This is a genomic window from Deinococcus betulae, from assembly GCF_020166395.1.
GTDB classification, from domain to species: domain Bacteria; phylum Deinococcota; class Deinococci; order Deinococcales; family Deinococcaceae; genus Deinococcus; species Deinococcus betulae.
On the sequence record NZ_JAIQXU010000038.1, the window covers coordinates 1 to 22909 of the forward strand.

General features: G+C 64.0%; 26 protein-coding genes. 3 read left to right on the top strand and 23 right to left on the bottom strand.

From position 1 onward, the window contains the following. The 18 genes from K7W42_RS20240 to K7W42_RS20325 all read right to left on the bottom strand — a co-directional run. Positions 1–391 (bottom strand): hypothetical protein (locus K7W42_RS20240; RefSeq protein ID WP_224576974.1); only part of this gene is annotated, 391 nt, incomplete at its 3' end. Beyond that, positions 378–971, bottom strand: a complete 594-nt coding sequence (locus tag K7W42_RS20245) for a hypothetical protein (protein WP_224576976.1) — start codon at positions 969–971, stop codon at positions 378–380. The genes K7W42_RS20245 and K7W42_RS20240, both read right to left, overlap by 14 nt. Then, positions 968–2563 carry a hypothetical protein gene (locus tag K7W42_RS20250; protein WP_224576978.1) on the bottom strand — a complete coding sequence of 532 codons (1596 nt, stop codon included), beginning with the start codon at positions 2561–2563 and terminating at the stop codon, positions 968–970. Before K7W42_RS20250 ends, K7W42_RS20245 begins: the two co-directional genes overlap by 4 nt. Continuing rightward, entirely contained in the window at positions 2563–7332 is a 4770-nt protein-coding gene (locus tag K7W42_RS20255; RefSeq protein ID WP_224576980.1) for a hypothetical protein, read from the bottom strand. The genes K7W42_RS20250 and K7W42_RS20255 overlap by 1 nt, the downstream gene beginning before the upstream one ends. A 741-nt stretch (positions 7333–8073) precedes the next feature. Continuing rightward, positions 8074–8487: a hypothetical protein gene (locus K7W42_RS20260; protein WP_224576982.1), complete on the bottom strand. Its 414-nt coding sequence runs from the start codon at positions 8485–8487 to the stop codon at positions 8074–8076. A 29-nt stretch (positions 8488–8516) separates the two neighbouring features. Beyond that, positions 8517–9128 (bottom strand): hypothetical protein, encoded by a 612-nt coding sequence (locus K7W42_RS20265; RefSeq protein ID WP_224576983.1) that lies wholly within the window; start codon positions 9126–9128, stop codon positions 8517–8519. Positions 9129–9158: 30 nt separating this feature from the next. Continuing rightward, positions 9159–9452, bottom strand: a complete 294-nt coding sequence (locus tag K7W42_RS20270) for a hypothetical protein (protein ID WP_224576984.1) — start codon at positions 9450–9452, stop codon at positions 9159–9161. Between the two features lie 55 nt (positions 9453–9507). Further along, positions 9508–10482, bottom strand: coding sequence for a hypothetical protein (locus tag K7W42_RS20275; protein ID WP_224576985.1), 975 nt, complete (start codon positions 10480–10482; stop codon positions 9508–9510). Beyond that, entirely contained in the window at positions 10482–10703 is a 222-nt protein-coding gene (locus K7W42_RS20280) for a hypothetical protein (RefSeq protein WP_224576986.1), read from the bottom strand. The genes K7W42_RS20275 and K7W42_RS20280 overlap by 1 nt, the downstream gene beginning before the upstream one ends. Next, a complete protein-coding gene (locus K7W42_RS20285) occupies positions 10700–11140 on the bottom strand; it encodes a hypothetical protein (protein ID WP_224576987.1) in 441 nt (146 codons plus the stop codon). Before K7W42_RS20285 ends, K7W42_RS20280 begins: the two co-directional genes overlap by 4 nt. Then, positions 11137–11589: a hypothetical protein gene (locus tag K7W42_RS20290; RefSeq protein ID WP_224576988.1), complete on the bottom strand. Its 453-nt coding sequence runs from the start codon at positions 11587–11589 to the stop codon at positions 11137–11139. The genes K7W42_RS20285 and K7W42_RS20290 overlap by 4 nt, the downstream gene beginning before the upstream one ends. Beyond that, positions 11586–11948 (bottom strand): hypothetical protein, encoded by a 363-nt coding sequence (locus tag K7W42_RS20295; RefSeq protein ID WP_224576989.1) that lies wholly within the window; start codon positions 11946–11948, stop codon positions 11586–11588. The genes K7W42_RS20290 and K7W42_RS20295 overlap by 4 nt, the downstream gene beginning before the upstream one ends. Beyond that, positions 11948–12322 (bottom strand): hypothetical protein, encoded by a 375-nt coding sequence (locus K7W42_RS20300; RefSeq protein WP_224576990.1) that lies wholly within the window; start codon positions 12320–12322, stop codon positions 11948–11950. Before K7W42_RS20300 ends, K7W42_RS20295 begins: the two co-directional genes overlap by 1 nt. Then, the gene (locus K7W42_RS20305; protein WP_224576991.1) at positions 12319–12483 is read right to left on the bottom strand and encodes a hypothetical protein; all 165 of its coding nucleotides are present in this window, start codon (positions 12481–12483) and stop codon (positions 12319–12321) included. Before K7W42_RS20305 ends, K7W42_RS20300 begins: the two co-directional genes overlap by 4 nt. After that, positions 12480–13184, bottom strand: coding sequence for a hypothetical protein (locus K7W42_RS20310; protein ID WP_224576992.1), 705 nt, complete (start codon positions 13182–13184; stop codon positions 12480–12482). Before K7W42_RS20310 ends, K7W42_RS20305 begins: the two co-directional genes overlap by 4 nt. Further along, the gene (locus K7W42_RS20315) at positions 13184–14320 is read right to left on the bottom strand and encodes a major capsid protein (protein WP_224576993.1); all 1137 of its coding nucleotides are present in this window, start codon (positions 14318–14320) and stop codon (positions 13184–13186) included. Before K7W42_RS20315 ends, K7W42_RS20310 begins: the two co-directional genes overlap by 1 nt. Before the next feature lie 11 nt (positions 14321–14331). After that, the gene (locus K7W42_RS20320; protein ID WP_224576995.1) at positions 14332–14751 is read right to left on the bottom strand and encodes a hypothetical protein; all 420 of its coding nucleotides are present in this window, start codon (positions 14749–14751) and stop codon (positions 14332–14334) included. Then, complete coding sequence (locus K7W42_RS20325) at positions 14748–15521, bottom strand: hypothetical protein (protein WP_224576997.1); 774 nt, start codon at positions 15519–15521, stop codon at positions 14748–14750. Before K7W42_RS20325 ends, K7W42_RS20320 begins: the two co-directional genes overlap by 4 nt. A gap of 138 nt (positions 15522–15659) precedes the next feature. Between K7W42_RS20325 and K7W42_RS20330 the strand changes: the two genes are divergently transcribed. The 3 genes from K7W42_RS20330 to K7W42_RS20340 all read left to right on the top strand — a co-directional run bounded on the left by K7W42_RS20330 (position 15660) and on the right by K7W42_RS20340 (position 17263). Further along, positions 15660–16034, top strand: a complete 375-nt coding sequence (locus tag K7W42_RS20330; protein ID WP_224576999.1) for a hypothetical protein — start codon at positions 15660–15662, stop codon at positions 16032–16034. A 114-nt stretch (positions 16035–16148) separates the two neighbouring features. Continuing rightward, positions 16149–16565, top strand: coding sequence for a RusA family crossover junction endodeoxyribonuclease (locus K7W42_RS20335; RefSeq protein WP_224577001.1), 417 nt, complete (start codon positions 16149–16151; stop codon positions 16563–16565). Beyond that, on the top strand, positions 16562–17263 hold the full coding sequence (locus K7W42_RS20340; RefSeq protein ID WP_224577003.1) for a hypothetical protein: 702 nt from the start codon (positions 16562–16564) through the stop codon (positions 17261–17263). The genes K7W42_RS20335 and K7W42_RS20340 overlap by 4 nt, the downstream gene beginning before the upstream one ends. Before the next feature lie 24 nt (positions 17264–17287). Here the strand turns inward: K7W42_RS20340 and K7W42_RS20345 are convergent, their stop codons facing one another. From K7W42_RS20345 to K7W42_RS20365, 5 genes are all read right to left on the bottom strand, one after another. After that, positions 17288–18049, bottom strand: coding sequence for a minor capsid protein (locus tag K7W42_RS20345; RefSeq protein ID WP_224577005.1), 762 nt, complete (start codon positions 18047–18049; stop codon positions 17288–17290). Continuing rightward, the gene (locus K7W42_RS20350; protein ID WP_224577007.1) at positions 18030–19805 is read right to left on the bottom strand and encodes a phage portal protein; all 1776 of its coding nucleotides are present in this window, start codon (positions 19803–19805) and stop codon (positions 18030–18032) included. Before K7W42_RS20350 ends, K7W42_RS20345 begins: the two co-directional genes overlap by 20 nt. 213 nt (positions 19806–20018) lie before the next feature. After that, positions 20019–20528 (bottom strand): hypothetical protein, encoded by a 510-nt coding sequence (locus K7W42_RS20355; RefSeq protein ID WP_224577009.1) that lies wholly within the window; start codon positions 20526–20528, stop codon positions 20019–20021. A gap of 30 nt (positions 20529–20558) precedes the next feature. Then, the gene (locus K7W42_RS20360; RefSeq protein WP_224577011.1) at positions 20559–22154 is read right to left on the bottom strand and encodes a YlaK family protein; all 1596 of its coding nucleotides are present in this window, start codon (positions 22152–22154) and stop codon (positions 20559–20561) included. Continuing rightward, positions 22141–22845: a terminase small subunit gene (locus tag K7W42_RS20365; RefSeq protein ID WP_224577013.1), complete on the bottom strand. Its 705-nt coding sequence runs from the start codon at positions 22843–22845 to the stop codon at positions 22141–22143. The genes K7W42_RS20360 and K7W42_RS20365 overlap by 14 nt, the downstream gene beginning before the upstream one ends. Positions 22846–22909: the final 64 nt, after the last annotated feature.

Genomic DNA, 22909 nt, shown 5'->3' on the forward strand with positions numbered 1-22909 from the left:
TCGTCAGGCGCGTGCCGCCCAGGCCGTTCGGGTTGGCGTCCAGTTCGGCCTGACTGGGTGCGGTGGGGTTGGCCGTCGTGGTGCTGCGGAACTTGGGCAGGGTGGCCAGCACCACGCTGGCCGCACTGGCGGCCTGATTCGCCGCGAGGGTCGCCGCGTCCAGCGTGCCTTTCGCCTGCGCGGTCGCCAGGGTCGCCGCCTGCGTGGCCGCAGCCGGAATCGTGGTCAGCGCCGTGTCCACCTGCTGTTTCTTCTGGGCGAGGTCGCTGGCCGCACTTTGCAACTCCAGGCGGCGCACCCGCGCCAATTCCCCCTGCTCATTGGCAAACTCTGCGGCTGTATCGAGTTTCTCGGCGTCCGCAATCACACCCACACGACTAGCTGATGTCATCGTACTCAACCTCCAGCACCTGATACGTGATGCCTGAAAACGGCGCCGTGTAGGTGCCGGGAATGAATGTGTAGCCGTCGAGCGGCAACAGGTCGGCAAAATCGTCACCGCCGCCGATGATTTCGGCGGCGCCCAGGACGTACAGCCCGTCATCCTGTTCCAGTGGCGTGGGCCGGGGCCGCTGATCATCGGGCCCCAGGTGATACAGAGGGCTCAGCAGGTCGTACGTCACGCTCAGCTTCCAGCTCAAGCCGGCAAAGCCTTCTTCCGGCGGGTCGAAGACCGCGAGTCGCAACACCGGTAGGAACCGCGCGCCGTCATACAGGCGGCTGGCCAGTCGAAAGCGCCGTTCCATGATCACCAGCTGTTCGCGGGCATCCTGGGCCGAGACCCCGCGCACCGTGGTCGTCACCGTGACCTGCGCCGGGGTGTACTGGCCTGGAGTGCCCGTGGCGTACGGTCGCCCCGTGACGGGGAGCTGCTGCACCTCGCCCGTGGCCTGCCGGCGGGGCAGGGGAATGCGGGTCTCGGGTGGGACCAACGCCGACTGCCCCTCAACCATCAGCTTGTGGCGGCTCACGGGCCAGCCCTCGCCGCCCGGATGGCGGTCAAGGTGGCTTCATCGAGCGCGCGCCGGGCCAGGAACCGGGCCGCTGCACTTTCCGCCGCTTCCCGCTGCCCCGCCTGAATGACGCTCACACCCGGCTCGCCCAGTTTGATCATCAGCCGCACCACCTCCACGGGCGCTTCGTACACGTCGCCCAAGAGGCGCCGCAGACTGAGTGTCGGGCGCGGCGTGACAGGCCACGGCACCCGCACGCTCGCCGGGTTCCGGCTGGGCAGGATGAGGTGATAGGTCGCCAGCTGGGCCAGCAGGGCGGTATCGAGGATCTCGGGGCGCAGTTCCGCGAGATTCAGCACGGTGTTGGCCGGAATCAGGAAGCGAAACGAGGTCCCGGCGGGCAGGGGTTCGCCGCGCGACTCCACCATGTCGTCAATAACGGCCTGTGCGGTTTGCGAGTCGAATCGGGCGAACGCGTTCTGCACCAGGGCGGCGCCCGGCACTCGGATCTCCATGAGGAAGGTGGAACCACTGGGGGCTGCGTTGATGTTGGTCCAACGCACGTCGATGGGCATACGTTGCAGCGGTGCGGTTGAGATCAATTCCACCCAAGCGGGTTGATCTGGCACGGTGGTGTAGGCGTCCCAGCCGGCCCGCGCGTTACCACTGTCCACGACCACGCGGTCGGTGAGCAAGGCCAGCTGGGCGGCCGTGGGCTGAGCCACCCGCAGCAGGTCTAGGGTAAACGGCACCGTGGCCCAGGCCGGTACGCTGGGGTCTAGAGGTACTTCTTTCCAGGCCACGCCGTAGCGCGCTTCGTGTTCGGTGGGCACCTCGTGCGTGATGGGCGTGCCGTCCTCCCAGGTGCCGACGTTGAACAGCACGCGGGTCACGAGGGCCTCGGCATCCGCGTCTTCGAAGGTGGCCGTCACCGCGCGGCCGGGCGTCGTCACGGTTTCCGAGAGACTGAGGACGTCACCCGTGCCCGTGGCCAAGGGTCGCCAGAACCACTGGCGGTGTTCGTTCACGCCCCAGGTCTGTCCACCCTGCGCGGCGAGGTAGTCGAGGATGGCCGTCAGGGTGCGGTTTCTGGCCTCCACTTTCCCCAGGCTCACGCCAACCTCAGGGATCAGGGCCAAGTCCAACTCGATGGCCTGCCCGAGCTGCCCACTGTCAAGGACCGCCTGAATCGCCTGCCGGGCCTGGGCCCCCACGTCGCCTTCCACGAGGTCTACCGGTACCCGCACTTCCCCGCAACGCTTCTTCAGCCCAGCTGCCTTGAAGTTGGTGTGGCCCCAGCTGACCATCGCGTTGCCGGATTTCACGACCACACCGGCCCAGCGCCGCGTCCAAAGGCCAGCGGTGTCCTGGGTGTCGAGTTCCAGCAGGTCGCGGCCTTTCGCGCCCAAGGTGGGCCAGATTGCCTGGAAGGTCAACTCCAGACAGTCACCGTAACCGTTCTGGCTGGCCTCTAAACCGTCTGCGGGGATATTGACCTGCTGGGCGGCTGTGACGTGGCTGGCGTACCGCTCGTATCGGAAAGTGCCGTCCCAGTCACGCACTGTCAGGCGGAAGTTGATCAGGGGCAGCGAGATGCTGGGGGCCGTCATCAGCGGCTGCCTAGGGTACCGGAGTTGTGGGGGCCAGCGAAGCGCTCAGCAGCAGCGTACTGAAGTTCGGCGGCGCGGTAGCTCAGCCGGGCCGCGTCCATCATCAGGCGCGGCGCTTCATTCGCACCCTTCAGCAGGTCGCGCGCCGTGTTCAGGATGTCGATCACGGCGGTCGGCACGCCCGCCTGCACCGGCCCGGTGCTGTAGGCCGGCCCACCAGAGGATCCACTGCCGCCAGTGGCAGGCGTAGGTGGCAGCGCCTTGTCAATCGCGCTCTTGATGGGCTTGAGCACGCCTTCTAGAGTCTTGGCAATGGCGGGCAGAGCCGCGCCGATCTGGCCGATGATGCCGGTCACGTCCCCACCACTGGCCAGGGTCGTGGTCAGATCGGTCAGTAGCTTGCCGAGCGTGCCTTTGAGGATGGCGCCTTGAATCAGCGCCTGGGTGACAGCGTCAATCAGGGCGCCGCGCACCCCTTCCCGGATGCCGGTCAGCAGGTCGCCTGTGCCACTCAGAAAGGCTTTTATGCCATTTTGGAAGCCGCCGAGCACTCCGGATTCGATGGCCTTGGCAATGCTGGCGGCGGTTTCGTTCACCTGGCGCAGCACTTCAGGTCCGCCGCCAAAGACATCCGCGAAGAAGCCCCGGCTCCGAGTGGTGAAGCTGGAAAAGGCGTCGGCATTGATCAGTGAAAACTGCTTCTGGAAATCCTCGCGGGCTTTGGCGGCCTCCGCTTTTGCGCGCGCGAAGCCGGCAAAGGCGTCGATCAGGCTGCCCAGCACCTTCACGGCCGCGCCCACCCAGTTGCCCTGAGCGATGTCCATCGCCACGCCCTTGACCAGTTCGAAGGCCTTCACCGCGCCGCTGATGTTGGCGGCCAGGTTCCCGTTCCCGCTGGCTTCGGCCAGGTTGGCCAGGCGCCCGGCCAAGTCGGTGGCGTACTGGCCGTATTCCCCGAACTTCTGGAGGCCCTCGGCCACTTTCAGGGTGCCGCCGCCAAGAGACCGCAGTTCAGCAGCCTGGGCGCGGTAAGCCGCGGCGATCTCGGGGCGCTTTGCCGCGTCGGCCGCGCGGGCCAGGGCCTCCAGGCGGGGCAGGGTTTCCAGGACCGCCTGCGCGAACTCCTGCTGGCTCATGGTGCCGCTGGTCAGGGCCTGTTCCAGCTCAATGTTCCCGGCGGTTGTGCGGAGCAGCAGCTCTTCGGCAGCGTCCAGGGCTGGCACCAGGTTCTGCGTGGCGGGCACCAGGCCCAGGGTGGCCGAGAGCAGCGCGCGCACGCTGGTCGCCGCCTCGGCGCCCTCTGGCCCCATCGCGTCCAGACGCGGCAGCAGGGCGGTCAGGGCGTTCGCCTGTTCGTTGAGGGCCTGGGCGTAGCCTTCGGCGTCCAGTTGGCCGGTCTGGAACTGCTGGGTGGCGCGGTCGGTGGCGCCTGTGATGCCCTCCAAGAGGGTTTCCAAGGGCGCCGCCTCGGTGAGGTCGGTGCGCGCCAGGAGTTCAGTGAAGCGGGTCTGGAAAGTGGCCTTCAGGGTCGCCCAGCCTTCGTTGTCACCCATCGCGCGGGTCAGGCCGTAGAGGGTCTGAGCGCTAAAGCTCTGCACGGCGGCCCCAAAGTCCGGCGCAGTTTGCAGGTCCGCAAAGCGCCGCCAGAACTGCTCACGCGACTCCTGGCCGGCATCCTGAAAAGCCTCCGAGGTGCTGAGGGCGATGGCCTGAGCAATCTGGTCGGCCGTGTCGCCGCTGAAGGCGTCGCTCATGGCCTGATCAAAGCCGGAGGTATCGCCGAAGGTCGCCGTCCCATCGGGATTCTCGGCCACCCGCTGGGTGATGGGGCCGGTTTCGCCAGCATTCTGGGCCAGCCAGAGAGCATCTTTCCCGCGCTGGGCAATCTCGGCCAGTTCATCGTTCAGAGTGCGGATGCCCTTGGCGGCGTTCCGTGCGGCCTGTTCGGCGGCGCGGAAGAACGTCACGAGCGCCGGCTGATTGGCTCGCTCGGCGGCCTGGGCCTGTAGATCGTAACTGCCCACTAGGGTGGTCAGGCCGTCCCGGTAGGCGTCCAGCGTCAGTTCGCCCCGGTCATATTGGCCGTTCAGATCGTCCAGACGCTTGCTTTGCGCATCCAGCCGCGCTTCCACTTCCGCGAAGGCGTCCCCCACCTGTCCCAGGCCCTCACTGAATTTCGGAATCAGCAGCAGGGCGGTGTCCAGCACGCCAGCACTGATCTTGCCCTCGGCCGCCAGCTCGCGCAGCGCACGGGTGAAGCCGGGCACCTCGCTACTCAGGCGGGGCAACTGCTCAATGATGGTGGCCAGGGGAATCTGCTCAGGCTGCGCGCTGGCCGCGCCGCGCCCGTCAATGCCGCCCAGGTTCAAATTGCCCAATTGGGCCAGAGCCTGTTCGCCCGCTTCGGCGCCGGCGGTCAGGGCGTCAGTAATGGCCTGGGTGGCTGTTTTGACCCGCTCAGCCCCTGTTTCAGCGGCTTGCCCCACGGCGTTGTAATAGGCACGGTAAGCGCCGCTGACGGCGCCTTTCTGCACCTCAGCGGCGCCATCTTTGATGGCTTTCACCTGGGCGGCCGTGGCCCCCTCGGGGATGGCCGCCACGGCCGCGCTGTAAGCCTGCTCAGCAGAACGCTTGGCCAGGGCCAGCTGGGCGCCGGCGGTCTCTGTCGCCTGCGCGAGACTGCGGCGCTGGTAGTTGCGCTCGACGGCCAGGGTCAATTGCAGGTCACCCTGAACGCCCTCAAGCCGGGTCTGACGCTGCTTCTCTAGTTTGCCTGCCGCTTCTTCCTCGGCCTGCACCCGCTGCTGGAGTTGCTGGCTGGTCAGGGCCTGGATCTGCTGATCGGCCTCTCTGCGGGCCTGGGCTTGTTCTTGGAGGCGGCGCTGCACCTCTTCGGCCAGACGTAGCTGCTCGGCGGTGGCCTGCTCGGCGGCCTGAAGCCCCTCGGTCGCGAGTTGCTTCGCCTTGGCAGCGGCGGCCTCTTCGGCCTGCTGCTGCTTGGCGACCAGGCTGGTCGCAAGCTGGAATGACTGCTGCCGGCCCTTATCCTCGCCCGCCCATTTGCGCATGATGGCGGCGACTTCCAGGCCCCGGTCCCCCGTCAGGTCTTTCTCGGCTTTGGCCGCCTCGCGGGCCAGTTCCAGGGCGCGCGCCTGATATTTGTTCCAGTCCGCCAGGGTGAGGTTGTATTCCTTGAGGGTCTTGGCGTCCGGCTTGGCGATGCCTCCGGCTCCGGCCAAGGGCACCTGGCCTGGGAGAGCCAGCGTTCCAGCAGCACCTGCACTGCTAGCTGCTGGCGTGGGTGTGAGTACCGAACCGCCCCCACGGGCTTTTAGATAGGCTTCCAACTCCGCCGTACTGACGTACCCGCTGACATGGCCCAGTTGATTGATGCCCACGTTGCCCACAGGGTTACCGGTAGCGCCGAACGACACCCGGTTGTTGCCCCGCACCTGGCCCGCGCCAATGTATGTGCCGACGTGGTTCTGACCCCCATCGGTGTAGAACACTGTGTCCCCTGGCTTCAGGTCCGCTGTACTGCTGTAGTTCCGCATCAGGTCCGCCGCTTCCAGGTTGCGTGCGGCGCTGCGGGCGGTGGGGACGTACCCCACCTTGCCGTTCTGGTCGGTGTACCGCTCGGGGTTGGCCTGGAACAGCTTGTCGATCTCAGCCCGCATCTTGGGGTTGGCGTCGCCGAGCGTGTCCCGCACCCACCGCATGCAGTAATCCACGATGGTGTCGGCCTTCTGATCGTTGCGGGCCATAAAGGCCTGCTGCCAGACAGCGAGGCTCAGGCTGCCCGCTTCCAACTGCCCGCCCGCTGCCGCAATGCTGGCATTGGTGGACGCGGTGTTGCGCGCATCGACGCGGGCCTGCGCGGCGTCTCCAGTGGCCCGAATGTTGGCTGTCACGCCCCGACTGGCCGCATTGGACGCGTCAATGCCCAGAGGCCCTCGGGCCCAGGCAGGAATGCGGTCAGTCATCTGCTGAATGGCGTCGTCAATCCAGGTTGCCAGGTCTGCCGCCAAGCCCGCGGCGCCAGCAATAATGCCGTCTTTCAGGTTGGCCCCGATGGTCTTGGCCCGCTCAAAGGCCCCCACGGCTAGATTTTTCAGCATCTCCCAAACGGCAGGCAAGAGCTGATCCAGAACGTCCTGAATGGCCAAGAGGGCTTTTCCGACCGCCTCTTTCGCCAAGTTCCAAGCCGCCTGCCAGTCGCCGTCCATCAGGGCCCGCACGGCCTGGAAAATCCCCCGAACCAGGTCCAGTGCGCCTTGGAGCAGGCGTCCCACGCTGGCCAGAGCTGCACTGACCACGGGCGCAATCGCTTCCCAAGCGGGCTTCAACACGCGCTCCCAGAGATCATGTACAAGCCGGAAGGTTTCCCCGATCAGCTGGCCGGCCCGGTCAATAATGCCCGGCACATAGGTCCACACCCGTTCAACCACGGGCATCACAGACTGAATGGAGGGCAGCAGGGTCTGCCGCACATGCATCTGAATCCCGGCCCACGCCGTCTGGACTGCGCGCTGCATGGCCTCAGCCGCCGGACGTAGGGCGTCCAGCGCCCGCACCACCTGGGGATGTTTGGCCGCGAACGCTTCGGCTTCTTTGCCGCCTCGGCCGTAGGCCAGCACCATATCGCGTAGTGTTTCGCTGACCTGAGTCCCGCTACGCACCAACTTGACGTAACCAGGTAAAACGATCTCCCCGATAGCACGTCCCAGTTCGGCCTTGACGCGGGCGGCAGCAGCATCGGCCTTAGTCAATTCAGTTTGTTTATCGGCTAGAGTCTCAATCCCAATTTGTTCTTCTCTGTAGATGGCAAGGGCATAAGCATGTGCCTTTTCTTGGTCGGTCAAGCTACCAACGCTGCGACCTAATGAATCTGCATATTTATCCCATGCTTGAGAGGCGTTCACTATGACCCCAGAACTCTCCATGAGTTCAGAGCGGCCCGTAGCTACGCCAAGAGTGACATTATTAATGCTCTGGTCCAGCGTAATGGTCTTATCAGTCAGATCACTCCAACTGCTTGCGGCGGCTAATGCACTGCGCCGGAAGTCTTCCAGAGTGCCACCCATTTTGATGTACTGAGCGGCGGCACCCTTAAGAGAGAGTTCGCTCGCTCCTGTACGAACCACCAAATCGTCAATAGTTTGCTGCGCTTCCTTGCCATCCACCTTAAAGCGCTCTAGAACGGTGCTCCAACCTTTGACCGATACGGCGGCTCCATCAGCCTGACGCGCGTAATCACCCATTGTGCTGACCAGCTGCTGAACACCCTGGGTCACCTGCTGAACCACTTGAAGACCCTGGTTCAAGCCCACGAGCTTTGTGGTCAGACCGCCGATATTGCCACTCAGTTGCGAGACGCCTGCTGCACCACTGACTTGGGCCTGGATCGAGAGTAAAATCTGGTCAACGATTCCGGCCATGCCCTAGAGTCGGGCGGCGCGTGACACCACGAAAAAGCCCCCACGCTGGGCAGGGGCGTTCAAGGGCAAGAACTATTCCTGTGCAGGGAGGGGAAGGGTTTGGCGTTCAGTTGTCTTCTCCGGGCTGAACTCGGCAATCGCCAGATCCAGAATTTCCAGATCACAGCCGAGCCCAAAATCCTCTTGCTCCAAATCGCCGCCATAGAGGGCCAGCAGTTCGGGCAGCGTCGGCTGAATCAAGCTGGCTTTGAAGATTCGGTGGCGCAGCTCCAGCACGAAGCCGAGTTGATCGGCCAGATTGGCGCCGTCGGCCACCATCTGGTCCAGCTGGCCTTGCGCGGCAAAGTGCCGTGACAAGGCCATAGTAAAAGCGGTGCGGTCCACTCGGCGGATATGAACCGTGATACCGGTACTCAATTCGACAGCGCGGGTAAAGCCTGGCAGTGCTAATGCGGGGTGAGGCGCGCGAATCTCAACAGTGGTCATACCATCAGCATCGGCGTGGGCGTGACACCTCAGCGCACGCGCAGTTGATCTGCCCGGCGACGCCACGCCTCATCCAGGGCGTCTTCGCCGCGCGCCCAGTAGTACACACCAAGGTCAAGCGCAAAGCGGTCCCGTTCGAGCACATCCCCGGCCATGAAGGCGCTGGGCCGCAGGCTGTAGCGCTTCCCCAGACCGTCCAGAGTGACCGCCCACTCGCGCAGAAACACAGCCGCCCGCTCTAGTGCCTCATCATCGGCCACGAGCACACCACTCAGTTCCCGGATGGCCGCACTAAGACTTGCAAAATCTGGCCCCAGGCCCAGGTCAGGTTCAGATTCATGCCCCCCATACAGTGCCAGCAGGTCAGCGAGCGGGGGGCTGACCAGTCCGCGCCGCAGCAGGCTCACCTCCAGTTCCCGCCCGGCCCGCAGCAGCGCCTCGGCCGATTCCTCATCCTGCGGCCGAGGGTTGTGGTCCGGGCCCATTTGCCGCGCCAGGCGCTCTCCCGCTTCTTTGGCATGCCGCGCGCCCGCCAGGGCCAGCGGCGAAGTCATGGCGTCTCGCAAACTCAGCGGCGCCCCGACGTGCAGGTCTACCCCACGCACCTCTACCTGCATCCCGGTCAGCAGTGACAGAATCACGCCCCCAGCATGGCGAGGGGCGTGACAGCGCTATTTCTTGTTCCGAATTTCGGTCAGCAGGCGGATCACTTCGGCGTTCTGCCTGGCCTGCAGATGCTCCAGCCGCACGACCGCTTCACTGGCCACCTGTGTGATCTGCGGCGCGCTGCTGGCCAGAGCCACCTTGCTGGCATAATCCCCCGCGATGGCATCGGCCAGTTTAGCGCTGTCACCCAGCGGCGACCCCACCAGGGCAACGATGTCCCGCGCATTGAAGGCCTGTCCCAGAGCCATTCCGCCGAATAGAAGTCCCAGAACCAACGCACCACGTTTCAGTTTTGACATGCCCCAAAAGTACACCGCCCACCGGTTCAGGGTGGGCGGTGTCTTGGCAAGAAGTTCAGGCCGGAATATCCACCGTGAAGGGCGGCAGCCCATCCAGGCTCACGGCCTCAATGGCGTGCTGGGTGGTGAAGCGGTCCAGGCCGTTGCTGGGGTCATGTCCCTTGACCTGTCCGGTGGTCAACTTGACCGCGATCTGCTTGGTGCTCGGGCTGGGCAGTTTGAACCCCGCTTCCGCCGGTTTCAGGTTGGCCGGATCGGTCACGCCGTACCCCGTCCGCAGAGCCGCCGGCGTGCCCGCCGTCGTGAACTGGATGCGCGCCACACGGGGGCCGCTGCGCTCCCAGCCCAGCGGGTTCAGGGCGCGGTCATCGGCCAGCAGGCCCTGCGCCGCGTCCACCACGCTCATGGGGAAGGTCAGGTTGATCTGGCCTCCTTCAGGCTTCAGGGTCACGCCGTCGTATTTCGCATAAAAGTGGCGGTACTGCAGCACTTCCTGACTGATGGTCGGCGCGGTGGGCACGCTCCCCAGGTCGCCGATCTTGGTCACGCCCAGGGTCAGGGTGGCCGTCACGTTGCCGCGCGGGGGAATGTCGATCTGAATGCCCATGATCTGCACGTCGCTGGCCACGATGTTGCCGCCGGGGTGCAACTGCCAGACCGTCAGGGGCACGCCGGGCGCATAGACGGCAAAGTCACCGGTTTTCGGCGTGATGGTGCCCGTGGTCGCGCCACCCGGCACCACGGACTCGCCCAGCGTACTCGTCAGCAGCAGCGCCAGATCGCGGGGCGTCAACTCAATGGTGACGCTGCGGTTGTCGATCTGACTGCCCTGAATGCGCTCGAATTTCTGCTCCATGCTCTTGTCGGCGTACTCGTCCGTGGTGCGGATGAACTGCTGCAGCGGGGGCATGTAGGAGCGCACACGCAGGGCGTGGGTGGGCACCGTGGCGGGCGTGCCGAAGGCGGTCTGGGGGGCCACCCACAGCGCCCCGTAGCGCCCCATGTTGGGCTGAACATTGTCCCAGGCCATTATTTCTCAGCTCCTTTGTCGGTCGCGTCTGCCTTCGGTTCTGCGGGCTTCTTTGGCGCAGCAGCCTTTTCGTACACGCCGCTGTCTTCAATGGCCGCCAAGTGGGCATCGTCGCGGGCTTCAATCGGCTCTTTTCCGATCACGCCCACGCCAGGGATAACGTCGCCCTCTTCGCCTTTCACGCCATCAGCGCCTTTGTACTTAAACCATTTCCCGGTCATAACCCCTCCTCGGCGTCGAGGTCGAACGTGAGTTCAACGCCGGTCATGCTGACGAGATACCCCTCGATCAGGAGGGGTTGTTCTGAAAGTGGCACGGCCATCACGTCGGGCCGCACCGGGCCGAAGTCCTGCACGGCCCGCTGCACGGCCTGCACGAGCGTCAGGCGGCGGCGCAGGACCTTGGCGGCCAGGGTCACTTTGCCCGGCCGCTGCATTACGCAGCCCACCATCACCGGCACCACCACCCGCGTGGTCTGCCCGAAGTCAGCGATGCCCTCAGCGAAGTCAAATCCCTCGGTCGTGATGAAAATCTGCTTAACCTCGTCGGTGGCCACCAGTTCGCCTTCCGCCGGCTCACGGGCTTCCACCGTGTAGCTCGGCAGCGCGGCTTCCAGCGTCGTTTGTAGCAGGTCAATGAACTCTTGAACGGGATTCACGGGGCCCTCGTGGCGCGCTCCAGCGCGCGGTACAGGTAACGGCCGTACTGCTTGCGGGTGTCTTCCAGGGCGTCACGGGCCCAGCGGCGCTCGGGCAGCACCACCTGGGGCACCGCGTGCCAGCGGCCGTCCGGCGTGCGGAAGCGCAGCAGCCCCCCTCCCTTGGCCTTGATGGTGGCGCCCCGATCATGCACCCAGCCGTAAAACACCATGCCCAGGCTCAGCTCACCGCCATTTGGCTTGGCCTTCAGGTAGGTGCGGATGGACCGCAGCAGGCGCCCGGTACGCACGCGCAGGCCACGGGGCCCGCCCTTGCTGGCGTTGCGGCGCGCGGCGTCGCGCAGGTAGTCCCTGGACTCCGCCAAGGCTTCTTTGGTGACCTGCTCAGGCAGGGTGCCCAGGCGCCTGACCCACCCAGGAACCTTCAGTGTGGCGCGGGAGGCCGTCACGGTTCATAACCCGTTCCCGGCGCTGGCGGCGGGGTGGTGGGTGCTGGAGTGCCGTCCTCGGCCCGGACGTAGAGGGTCCACATGCCAGCGCCCTTCTCGATGCCGTTCCGTAGCACCCGGAACACCTCCAGGGGCTTTCCGCGCTCCACGTCCACCGACAGCACGGCGTTGTCCACCAGGTCAGCAGGTGGACGGGTCAGCGCCACAGGCACGTCGATCTTGTGGGTGGGCTGATCCTGGGCCACGCCGCCGGTCTCGCCCGTAATGCCCAGCGCGAGGGGCCGCAGTTCAGGCCGCAGGCACTTACAGCTGCCACCGTTCGTGGTGAGCTTCAGAAAGGCGCGGCCGTCCACGGGCACTAGAACACCCCCTGAGTGTCCACGCTGCCACTGCGCGGCGGCCAGCTCGTGTCTTCGGTCACGGGCAGCAGGTGCAGAATCCCGGCCACGGCGTCCGCCTGGGTCTGCTTCAGCTCCAGAGCGCTGAGCTTGCGGTCGATGCGGGGGTCAAGGTTCTTGCTGACCTCGTACTCCGTATTGAACTTGATCAGGACGGCCGCCGTGGCCCAGGGGCGAGGGTGAACCACCGTGCCCACCTGCAGGGCGTCAATAGACAGGGCGTCGGTCAGGGCATCGGTATCCGTGTCGCCCCCGTACCCCTCGCCCAGGGCCGCCCGCAGGAACTTCAGGGCGTCCGTCAGGCTCAGAGGAAATTCGGGGACAGTGAGAGTCATTTCCGCCCGGCCTTGGGTTCCTGAACGATCTTGACGACCTGGCGCGCGGCGTCAGGGGTCGGCGCCGGGACGGGCTGGCCGGTGACGACCGAACGTAGCCGGGCGTCCAGGCCCAGGACCTGGCCCAGCAGCGTTTCAGCGTCCCGGCGCGCGCTGCTCATGCGGTCTGGTTCCCAGCCGGCGCAGGGGCGAGAGCGGCCTTCACGAGGTCCATGACCTCGTCAGCCTGGCGAACGCTCACGCCCTTCAGTCCGGCGATCTGGTCGCGCAGGGTGTCAGGAAGGGTGAGGGGCGCAGGGGCCGCCTGTGGAGCGTTGTGCGCCTGTTCCAGCTGCGCGTTCAACTGTTCGCGGTCTGCATTGATGCTATCGATCAGGGCGCGGGCTTCGCGCAGGTCCCCTTCCAGCCCAGCGAGCCGGCCCGTGTTGAGAGCCGCTTGGTCGGTCAGGGTGGTGTGCTCGGTGCCCCAAGCCGCCTTCGCCGTCTCGTGCTCCTGGCGAGCCAGTTCGAACCCTTCCGCCAGTTTCACGTTCTGGCCCTGGACGTGGGCCAGCTGCTGCTGCACATCGGCCCGTTCGCGCTGAGCCGCATCCAAATCAGCCTTCAGCCCCGCGTTGGTGTCCAAGAGCTTCTGAATCTCCACCCCGGCCTGCGCGTCCTGCTCTGCCAGGGTGGCCGCCGCCTGTGCCTGCGCGGCCCGCTCATCCAGCAGGAGCGGGTCGCTGTCATGCAACTCCAGATTCAAGGCCAGCACCAGTGCATCCGGCACCTCGGTCCACGGCTGGTCTTCAGACGGCGTGAAGGGCCCGTAGGACTTCCCCCCCACGCCATACGTGCCCGGCAACCCGGTCACGCGCCGCATCAGTCCGTCTCCAGCAGCACGATGCGCTCCGGCGCTTCAATCACCGGCAGGCAATTCTCAACAGCCTCCGCGATCAGCTCCCACGGGCGCTGGTCCGGCGTGAACAGGCGCCCGAAGCGGCCCAGAGGCGAATTGACGTTCTGCCCTTCAATCGTGGGCGCGATGTGCGTGTAACCCAGCGTGCTCTGCGGCGTGGGCGTCCCGTCGATGCTGATCAGCTGGTTCGTGTCGCGCCGGCCAATCACCGCGATCTTGTTGTCCGGAATCAGGTTGACCTGAATCACACCGCCAGTGGTGGTGGGGTCCACGATGTTGCCCTTACGCAGGTACGCGGTCAGGGTCACGCTGTAGCGCGCGTCGCGGTCATCACCCACAGTGATGCCGCTGGCCGTCTGCACCGCGCGCACCACCTGCACCCGGCGGATGTTCCGCTGCGGGCTGTAGATGTCGCTGATCACCCGGATGTTGTGCGCCGGATTGTTCAGGATTTTGTTCAGGGTCGCGTTGCTCATCAGCAGCAGCTCGGCGCCCTGCACGATGGCGTCGGCGTCCAGGTAGTCCGCCCAGAACTTGCTGCTGGACCCGCCGTACCCGTTGACGCCCGTGCGGGCCACGAACTTGTTGCCCGCCGGCACGTTGTAGTCAACGGTCAGCGTCTTCTTATTGAAGGTCCAGCTGATGGCGCCGGTCATCAGGGCCTTGGCGCGCAGGTATTCCTCGGTATCGTCGAGGGCCTGAATGCAGCCCTTCTCGTACAGGTTGAGCGCCGCCTCACTCATCAGGTCGCCGCGGGTGCGGTTGCCCAATCGGCCCAGCTGCGCCTGATCAAGGAACTTGTTCAGCTCGCGCTGATGCTCCTCGCTCAGGGGCAGGGTCATGGCGATCTTGGCGGTCTTCTCATTGAAGGTGCTCAGCTGGATGCTGCTGCCCTGGGGGTACGGGCTGTCCATGCCCACCAGGCCCGCCATGACCGTGTTGATCTTCAGGGTGCCGCCGCGCACTTCGAAGTCCGGGCGGATTTCGCGGGGCAACACGCTGGTCAGCAGGTACTCGGCGGCCGGGGGTGGCGTGTTGGCCAGACGGATCAGGCTGCCGCCCATGCTCAGGGCGGCCGTGATGGTGGCGAAGGTATCCATGCAGGGGCTCCTTAGCGGGCGTCGCCGTAGGGCTGCAGCACGAAGCGCGCGCCCAGGGCGGTCTTGAGTTCAGCGGCGATGCTGCGGGGATTGCCAGCGGCGTCCGGCAGAAGCGTGTCGTACACGTTGCCGCCCGTGATGACGCCGAAGCCGCTGAGGGCCGCCACGCGGCTGTCTTCTTCCATGTCGGTGCGGGCCAGGTAGCAGGGCCCGTTGGTGACGGCACCCGCGTTGACCGTGGGGGGCACGATCTTGCCCGAGGCATTAAAGGCAATCACGGTGCCGGCGGGCACTTTGCGCTTGCCGGCCGTGCCGTACTTGGCGTCGGTCCAGGCGGTCCAGTCGATCTGGGCGCCGGTGCCCCAGAGGGTAATGCTGTGCAGGTCGGCAATGAAGGCCGGCGTGCCCAGCGTACTCGTGGTTCTGTTCATGCGCTTCCTCCCGGAGTCGGGGTGGTGCCGGCGTTCTGACGGGCCGCAATGCGCTGCTCGATCAGTGAGGCGGCGGGACTTGCGCCAGCACCCGTGGCACCGGCTTGAGGCGTGACCACCGTGCCGCCTTGGGTCTGGGTGGTCGTCGGGAAGAGGGACGTGACGTAGTCCCCCCAGTTGGCCTGCGCGTACTCCCTGAGCACGCCCCGGTCGGTGTCCTGGCCGCTCACGGTCTCAATCACCCGCGCGTCGCGGATGACGTTGCCCTGCGCGTCCTTGACCGGCTGGCCGTTTTCCGTGCGGTCGCGCAGTTCAACCCGCAGGTTGGTGCCGCGCAACCGGTCCTGCAGCACGCTCAGGCGGGCGCCCGAGGCGTCGGTGATGGTGCGCAACTGCTCACGCTGGGTGGCCTGCGCCCCCTGGTCCAGCCGTTCCCGAATCTGGGCGGGGGTCAGGGTTTGCTCACCATCGCGCAGCAGCGGCTGCACTTGCTCCCAGGTCGCGCGCTGCTCGGCCGTCAAGGCCAGCCCCCCCTGGGGCACGCGGTTACTGGTGTCGTTCGCGGCGTCCAGTCGCTCCATAAGCATCGTGGCGCCCTCACGGCTCTGGGGAATGTCGAGTTCCTGGAGCACGGGCTCAAAGGTGCGCCTGAACGTGCGCGCCGCGCCGTTCTCACGCTCACGGGAGGCCACGTCGCGCACGGCGGCTTCGCCGGCGGCAGTGGCGTCGTTGTTGTGGTCTTCGAGGTACTCCGTCCAGGACTTCGGCATTCAGGTCACTCCTTGAGTGGAAGAGGTGGGCCCGCCCTGCGGGCGTGGGGAAGGGGCGCCCTTGGCGCATGGGTCTAGATTCGGGTGGCGCGTGACACCCGACACGGCACGGAGAAGTTGCGAGAGGTAGGCTGAACCATGAACGAACTGGAACAAGCCTTAACCGCTCTCGCAGAAGCCCAAAATGTCGAAACTGATTTTTATAAAAGAATGGATGCATTTATCGAAGGAATGAAATATGAGCTTCAAAAACAGCGAACGGCTTTTGACAGAGCGCCGAACGCACAATTGACACCAGGTACGCGTAGTCCTGAGCGTCTATTAGTTTTGAGAGTTGACGGTGCCACAGGTAAAAAGGAAGTTGAATTTCTAATGTCGCAGAAGGGTAAAGGAAATTACATTTTTAGATGTGGCGACTGGGAAGCCAACCATCACAGTCCAGTAGACGCCATGAAAGCTCTCCTGAGAACACTGGTCGTGGACAGTCAAGCCAGGATTAATCGCTTCTCGTAGTCTTTTATTTCGCTCTCGGCACCGGCATAGCCCGGCACCGACACCGGATCGCCTGCCCCGGCCGCTCCCCAAAGGCTCGTGCGTTATTCAAATTTTGTACCAATGGAGGGCAATGTGAGCAATGTTTTGTTCGAGATGGTTTTGCCTAGACGGCCTGTTTCCTACAATGCCAGAGGTAGGCCTGCTTATCCAAACTGGAAAGCTTATGTAGCTGCCGAAGCGAAGTCTTTATGGACATATCCTACGCTGAATGGTCAGAATTATTATTTTCAAATCATATATATCTGCCATGAAGATCCCGTTGATGTCGATAATATAATTAAGCCCATTCAAGATGCCTTGGTTAACGTAGTTTACAGCGATGATGTAAGCATCTCAGATGTATCTGCTCATCGTCGTTTCACTAGTGAGTCTCTACATCCAGATGATTTGCCTGATGCGCTGCTAGACGTCATGACTGGTAGCCTAGGTGTGACGGATGTAGTTTATCTTCGCCTCTGTGAAAAAAGAGATATTGGGAGTTTCGTATGACTAATAGACAAGCCGAATACAGCAGTATTCTTGAACGACAGGCCTTTGAAAGATTGGCGAGCCTTGGTATGGAGGTAATTTTACATCCTAAACCACGACAACTACCTCCAAGCCCAGTCAAATATCAGCCAGACTTACTCGCAATAGCTCCAGATGGCACAAATTACATTATTGAAGTAAAATCAAGCGCATTTCCAATAGATATAGAAAGGTATTTTGAATATTCAAGATCACTACCTAAAAATGATATATATAAATTTATCTTAATCACGGAACGTGAGATCATCAGAGGACTTAGCGATCTTTTAATATCATTAGAAGATAAAATAAGTTTCACTCTTAAAAATATTGAATTGGCCAAAAGAAAGATACCTCAACTAATCTTAGACGAGAATACCGATGAGTCTATAAAAAAGGCAATTTACATAATGCGGTTTGCAAACATCGAGTCGCTACTATCTCTTATTGCAGAAAAATCCTCACTTCCCATAGGAGAATTGAATTCGAGAACTGTTGTTAACTACTTATACTCCGAGGGCGAGATCGAATATGATTTATATAATATGTTATTAGAAGCTTTGGATCAAAGAAATAAAATAGTACATTCAAAATTCTCTTATTCAGAGAGTTTTGATATGACACTTCTTGATAAATTGCAAGATGAATTGATTGAAATCCTTAAATCTCTAGATAATTAGATAAGCTTTATGACACTTAGAAATCTAGGACGCGCCTGACACTGGGACTCCAATGGCACGACACCTGCACCGAATTTCCTGACCAGGCAATATAGGTGCCGCCTTGAACTCAAAAATTCGGCCATGCAGGAGCTGGTGCCCACGCCGTACTTTCTGATCCATTCGACTCCACCAGATGAACTTCTGAATGCCCAGCGCCTTCAACCTTGCACGCTCAGAGGTAGCTAGAGCCGTCAAAAGCTGGTCCTCCGCCACAAGCAGCGCCCGGTTCCGGCTCACCCCCACCCGCGCTTCCAACAGCCCGGCGGCCTGCTCGACACTCAGCCCCTTTCGAATGGCCTCCCGCACGGTCTTGGCTGTGTCATCCCGGAAGCGTTTCTGCTCTTTGTTCCAGTACCCGTTCATCTCTTGGCGCTGCCGGTCCACCGCGCGGGCCTGCAGGGCCTTCGAATCATTGAAGGCTAGGCCAGGGTCGCTGATCCTCGCCAGTTCGTCCACGCTCAGCACGCGGTCCCGCACCGCCGCCCGAATACTCCGGTACACCTGTTCTGGTGGCGTCCGTGTGGCCGCACTGGCCTTGCTGATCAGCGCCAGCACCTTGGGCAGCTGCACCCGCCGCTGGGCTTGGGGCAGGGCTAGCACCCGCTCCAGTTCGGCCTGGGCATCGGCCAGGAGCCCCTTCCGGTATTGGGCCAACACGGCGCCGCGGGCGCTGGCCAGATGCTCCCCTTCTTTGGCCCTGGCCAGCTTCAATAACCGGCGGTGCTCAGGCGTCAGGGCCGGCATCAGGGTCTAGGTCAGGATCGGGCTCGTCGTCTGGCTCAGCTGGCGCGGTGGGTGGGGCCAAGTCCAGGTCACGCTGGGCCGCAATGTCTTCTTCCCGAATCAGCAGCGCTGGATAGGCCAGCGACAGGGCACGCAGGCCCACCCACGCCGGGGCCAGTTCGGCAATTCGCATAGCCACAGTGGGCGTGATGCCCTCAGCCGCCATGCGCGCCACCTCGGCTTCACTGTCCTCAACACCAATGCGGCCGTGCGCGCTCTCGCGGCTGATCAGACCAGCGGCGTGGAGCTTCATGGCGGTCTCGACCTCGGCTGGCGTGGGCTGCACCGCACTGATGCGCGCCTGCACCCGCACCCGCAGGTCCTGTGCCTCGCCGATACGCCCGGTCATCTCCAGGGCAAAGCGAAGCACCGCCTCATACAGCCAGCGCAGCAGCCCTTCCAGAGCAATGCGCGTGGGTTCCAGGCTGCTCAGGAAGTCGTTCACCGCCTGCTGGCGCGACACACCACTGGCACTGGCATCCCCGCTGATCAGGACGTGGAGCTGATTCGCCTCATCAAGAATCGCCTCACGCATCTGCTCAAAGCCTGCGGTGAACACCTCGTACATAGCCGGGTCTTTGTAGACCACCTCGGGCCGCGTGAACTGCCCCGTAGGCACCAGCTTGCCCTGCTTCGCCAATTGAGGGTCCGGGTGGGCCTGCATCACCACGTTCCCGGCCAGGAAGTTCGTGGTGCCGGGCCCAACGTTGTACGGCGCAGGCACGAAGGTCCGCTGCCCATCGGCCCCCGTCTTGTATTCCCCCGGCATCTGGGCGTTCAGGATGGTGCGCTCCACAAAGCCGCCCAGGTCAATGTTGCGGCTGCCCATCGTCAGGACCTTGCTGGCGGCCCGCTGCAACCGGCGCACGCTGTCACTGATCAGGGGCTCAAGCCGCAGCTCGTAAATCCACAGGTCCGGCGTCTGGTACGTCGTGGCCGGGCTGTTATCGATGCCCTGTGTCAACACGTCCGGGTGCACCACCGTCACCCGTTGGCCGCTCTGCCGCCCGTGCTCTTGAATCTCCCAGTGCTCCTGGCCCTGTTCGTCCAGATACTTGTACCAGGCGCCCTGCACGTGGCCTTCCCGGTCTCGGATGGCCCCGGACTGATTCCACTCTGGGGCGTGCACGCTCAGCCGGCGGGCCGCCTCGCTCAGGGTCAGGCCCGTGCGGATGCCGCGCTTCTCGGCCTGCTCAGGGCCACTCAACAGGTCCAGGCTGCTGCGGTGCACGTACAGGCGCACCGTGCTCTGCCGCGTAGCCAGCGCGATGCGGACGGCCGCCTGCACGGCCAGCCATGCGCTGCTGTCTTCGGCCCAGTCGGTCAGAGCCCCGTCATATTCGGCGAGGCGGGCGCGCTCAGCGTCTGTGACCGCGCGGCCGTCGCGGTAGATCACATTGACCAGCGGCTCTCGCCCGGCCACGCCCGACTGATGCCGGTCCACGATGTCGCGGGTGAGGTTCCGACTGACGAAGGTGCGCTCAATCTCAATACCGACACGCGCCGCGTCTCCTGGGTGATTCGTGTCCGAGCGGGGCAGCGGCCCGTTCCAGCCCAGGCCCCCGGCCCACAGATCGCCCAGGTAGAGTTTCCAGTTCAGCGCCATCGTGGCGTCACCGGCTCGGGCCGTGGCCGCGTCATTAGCCAGTTTTAGAAGGCGGGCGGTGGGGGACTGCGCAGCGCCTGGCGGCAGGACAATTGAGGACGGCGCTGTCATAGAGGCAGTCTGGGGGCGGGCGTGACAGCAAAAACCCCGCACTGGGCGGGGCTTCGGGGGTCACGTGAGACTAGCGACGCTGTTTCCTGCGCGCTGCCTTTCGGGCTTTACAGGCCACCTTTTCCGCTCGGGCATTGCGCTTCGGGGCCGTGTCTCTCTGCTTGGCCTGCGGCCCGAAAGACACGGGCCCGCTCGGATTCAGGGGATCGCCCATCACACGCGCTCCGGCCAGTGCACCGTGCCGCCCTGCGTACCGCTCTCGTCAAAGTGCGTCCAGCCCGTGAAGAACAGGCCCTCGGGATTCATTACGCAGGCGCGCACTTCAAAGCCGAACTGGTCGGACTCGCGCACATCCGTGATCTTCGCCGCACGGTGGGCGGGTGTGTACTCGCCCTTGGGTGTGCCATAGCTGACGTAGTGCACGTCACGACCCACGGTCGGCGTGACGGCGGCGGTGGCTTGGCCTGTACTAGCAGGTTGCTGCACCGGCGTGAAGTCCACGTAGAACTCTTCGCCGGGCTTAAAGTTGGCCAGCACACCATCACGCACGAGCCGCAGCGTGATCTCCCCATTTGGCGTGGCCGCGAAGAACTTCCCGTTCTCGCTGGTCGGATCATCGCTGTAGACCGGGTGGAAGTTCACCGTGCCCTGGTCAGGGTTCACGCTGGTCACGGTGAACTTCGCGCGGGTGGCCACCTTCGGCTGAGCTTCAATATCTTTCACCCCCGCATGGTTCGCCCGGGCGTGACACGCTCAGCTCTGCCCAAACCCCATCGAGTAGCTTTGCGGCACCACATACTCCGGCGGTTCTTGCAGCTCCAGTTTGGCCATGACCACGGCGTCCCCCACGTCCGGCGAACGGCCGATGCGTTTGATGATGTCTTCCTTCAATTCGACTTGAATCCCACGCACGCCCAGCTTCCAGCGGGCCGCGCACAGGTCCGCTTTCAACGTCGGATCAGGCGGCAGGGCCAGGCCTTCACCCTTCTCCGGGTCCAGGGCCTCACGCATCCGCCAGTAGCTCAGGGCGCGCAGGTTCGCAAACGTCAGCGCCCCGCTCATGTCGCGCTCGTCGGTCGGGTTGCTGTTGATGACCGGCGTCACCGGCACTTCCAGCGCATTCAGGCTGTCATAGGCACTGGTGCCCACCCCCGTCGCGTCGATGAAGATGTGCGCCTGATCCTCACGGGCATTGACCACCAGGGCGGCCACGCTGCGGCCGTCGCGGGTCACGGCCCCTGGATAGATCAGCGGTGGGGCAAACCAGGTGCCGTAGCGCGGCTGAATCACCGTACGGTCCTTGCCCCCGCGCGCCACGTCCACGCCCAGGGCACTCTGCGGCACATTCGGGCGCTGCTCGGTCCAGCGGGCCTGGGCCTGTTCCACCCACGCGGTCGGGATGACCTGCCAGGGGTGATCATCCGCCTTCAGGTCGAATTTCCCCTCCAGCATCTGCGAACGCAGCGGCTCGGGCAAGGCCTGCAGCGTCGCCATGTACCCCGTGCGCATGTAGAACTCGTTGTCGGTCACGCGCGCGGGAATGAAGCTGCGCGACTTCGGCGTGACCAGTTCCAGGTCGCCCGTCTTCTGATTGACGACCCCCTTCACGAAGCACGGCGTGCCGTCCTTGACCGCCTGGTCCTTGCCCTGCGCGTCCACCACAAACCAGCGCAGCTCCCCGTGCGCCGCCGGGCCAAATTCCACCGGCTGGCCATCCTCGCCCAGCACCACGTCCTCAGTCAGTGGGTCGGTCAGGGTCACGCGGTACTCGGCCACCAGCCAGGGGGCGAACATCTTGATCACCCACTCGCCTTCCGGGTCGGTGGGCGGGTTGCCCGTCAGCACCACGCGCGTGCGCTGGCCGGGATCGGCCGTGCGGTTCCAGCCGATCACGAAGCGCACCTGACTCTCGCTGAAGTTCGGCACCTCGTCAAAGATGTGCAGGTCACGGTCCCGGCCCTGCTGATTCTTCTTGTCATCCTCGTGCTGAATGCTCTCCAATTCGATCACTCGGCGCTTGCGGCCCACGGCGCCGCGCCAGACGTGCTCGGAGGCGTTGTACTTGCCCATCTTGTGGGTGAGGGCTTTCAGGCGCTCGATGATGCCCTTGAGTTCGGGGTAGACGCGGCGGAAGATCACGGCTCGCTGGTGAGCGGTCAGGGCGAGGCCCAGCGCTAAATCCGTTTTCCCACCGCCAGCCGCGCCACCATAGAACAGCACGTCGGCTTCGCTGAAATACGCCTCCAACTGGGGACCGGGCTGCGGCGCCCAGATGCAGTTCGGATCGCTGAGCATGTCCACCAGGCGCAGCTCATTCGGGGTCAGGGCCGACAGGTCAGGAAGGGACATTGGCCTTCCGGGCAGCAGCCGCAGCCAGCAGGGCAGCCACCCGTTCGGCGCGGTCGGCCTCAGGAATGGCGTTGACGTTCTCCACTTGAATGGGCTGGCCTTCGGGGGTTGTGACCTGCACCTTTTCCGGGCCGAAGATGCCGGCGTAGCGGCCCAGGTCCACCAGGGCGGCGCGCTTATCGTGCATGACGACGCTGACCGTGCGCTGGCGCGAGCGGCTGTGGCGGGTGGCGCCGTTCGGACTTTCACTCTCAGACTCACTTTCATTGTCAATGGCGGTGATGCTCTTGACCGCGTCCCAGGCGGCATCGGGAATGTCCTGGCCTGGGCGCAGGTGAATGTTGCCCTCGGCATCAGCTGTCAGCAGGTGCCGCTGGCTGCTGAAGCCGATCTTGGCCAGTTCCAGCAAGATGGCTTCAGCCCGGACGCCGGCCCGCTCAAGGACTTCTTTCTTGGCCCTCTCAATCCGGGCCAGAACCTTATCTTTTTTTAACAGGCGATTGGCGTACACCCCGGCTGCCACGTCCGTCTTGACCTTGTACCCTGCCCGGCGCACGGCGGCGCTACCGTTCCAGTCGATCACGTACTCAACAGCGAACAGCTCTTCGAGAGTGGTCAACTGCTCGGGCTTCCGGCCCGGGGTACTGGCCGCGCGCCCCTTGGGCTGCGCCTTTCGCGCCTTGCGCTTCATGCACCTATCCTGCGGGTGTGCGTGACGCAAAAAAGCCGCGCTGGACGGGCGCGGCGGGTGGGTG

Excerpts from the sequence above, each read along its gene's own strand:
- K7W42_RS20360 (WP_224577011.1), bottom strand. The coding sequence starts at position 22,154 with ATGTCCCTTCCTGACCTGTCGGCCCTGACCCCGAATGAGCTGCGCCTG.
- K7W42_RS20365 (WP_224577013.1), bottom strand. The coding sequence starts at position 22,845 with ATGAAGCGCAAGGCGCGAAAGGCGCAGCCCAAGGGGCGCGCGGCCAGT.
- K7W42_RS20305 (WP_224576991.1), bottom strand. The coding sequence starts at position 12,483 with ATGAGCAGCGCGCGCCGGGACGCTGAAACGCTGCTGGGCCAGGTCCTG.
- K7W42_RS20340 (WP_224577003.1), top strand. The coding sequence starts at position 16,562 with ATGACTAATAGACAAGCCGAATACAGCAGTATTCTTGAACGACAGGCC.
- K7W42_RS20275 (WP_224576985.1), bottom strand. The coding sequence starts at position 10,482 with ATGGCCTGGGACAATGTTCAGCCCAACATGGGGCGCTACGGGGCGCTG.
- K7W42_RS20330 (WP_224576999.1), top strand. The coding sequence starts at position 15,660 with ATGAACGAACTGGAACAAGCCTTAACCGCTCTCGCAGAAGCCCAAAAT.
- K7W42_RS20280 (WP_224576986.1), bottom strand. The coding sequence starts at position 10,703 with ATGACCGGGAAATGGTTTAAGTACAAAGGCGCTGATGGCGTGAAAGGC.
- K7W42_RS20300 (WP_224576990.1), bottom strand. The coding sequence starts at position 12,322 with ATGACTCTCACTGTCCCCGAATTTCCTCTGAGCCTGACGGACGCCCTG.
- K7W42_RS20260 (WP_224576982.1), bottom strand. The coding sequence starts at position 8,487 with ATGACCACTGTTGAGATTCGCGCGCCTCACCCCGCATTAGCACTGCCA.
- K7W42_RS20325 (WP_224576997.1), bottom strand. The coding sequence starts at position 15,521 with ATGCCGAAGTCCTGGACGGAGTACCTCGAAGACCACAACAACGACGCC.
- K7W42_RS20350 (WP_224577007.1), bottom strand. The coding sequence starts at position 19,805 with ATGACAGCGCCGTCCTCAATTGTCCTGCCGCCAGGCGCTGCGCAGTCC.
- K7W42_RS20270 (WP_224576984.1), bottom strand. The coding sequence starts at position 9,452 with ATGTCAAAACTGAAACGTGGTGCGTTGGTTCTGGGACTTCTATTCGGC.
- K7W42_RS20250 (WP_224576978.1), bottom strand. The coding sequence starts at position 2,563 with ATGACGGCCCCCAGCATCTCGCTGCCCCTGATCAACTTCCGCCTGACA.
- K7W42_RS20310 (WP_224576992.1), bottom strand. The coding sequence starts at position 13,184 with ATGCGGCGCGTGACCGGGTTGCCGGGCACGTATGGCGTGGGGGGGAAG.
- K7W42_RS20320 (WP_224576995.1), bottom strand. The coding sequence starts at position 14,751 with ATGAACAGAACCACGAGTACGCTGGGCACGCCGGCCTTCATTGCCGAC.
- K7W42_RS20315 (WP_224576993.1), bottom strand. The coding sequence starts at position 14,320 with ATGGATACCTTCGCCACCATCACGGCCGCCCTGAGCATGGGCGGCAGC.
- K7W42_RS20345 (WP_224577005.1), bottom strand. The coding sequence starts at position 18,049 with ATGCCGGCCCTGACGCCTGAGCACCGCCGGTTATTGAAGCTGGCCAGG.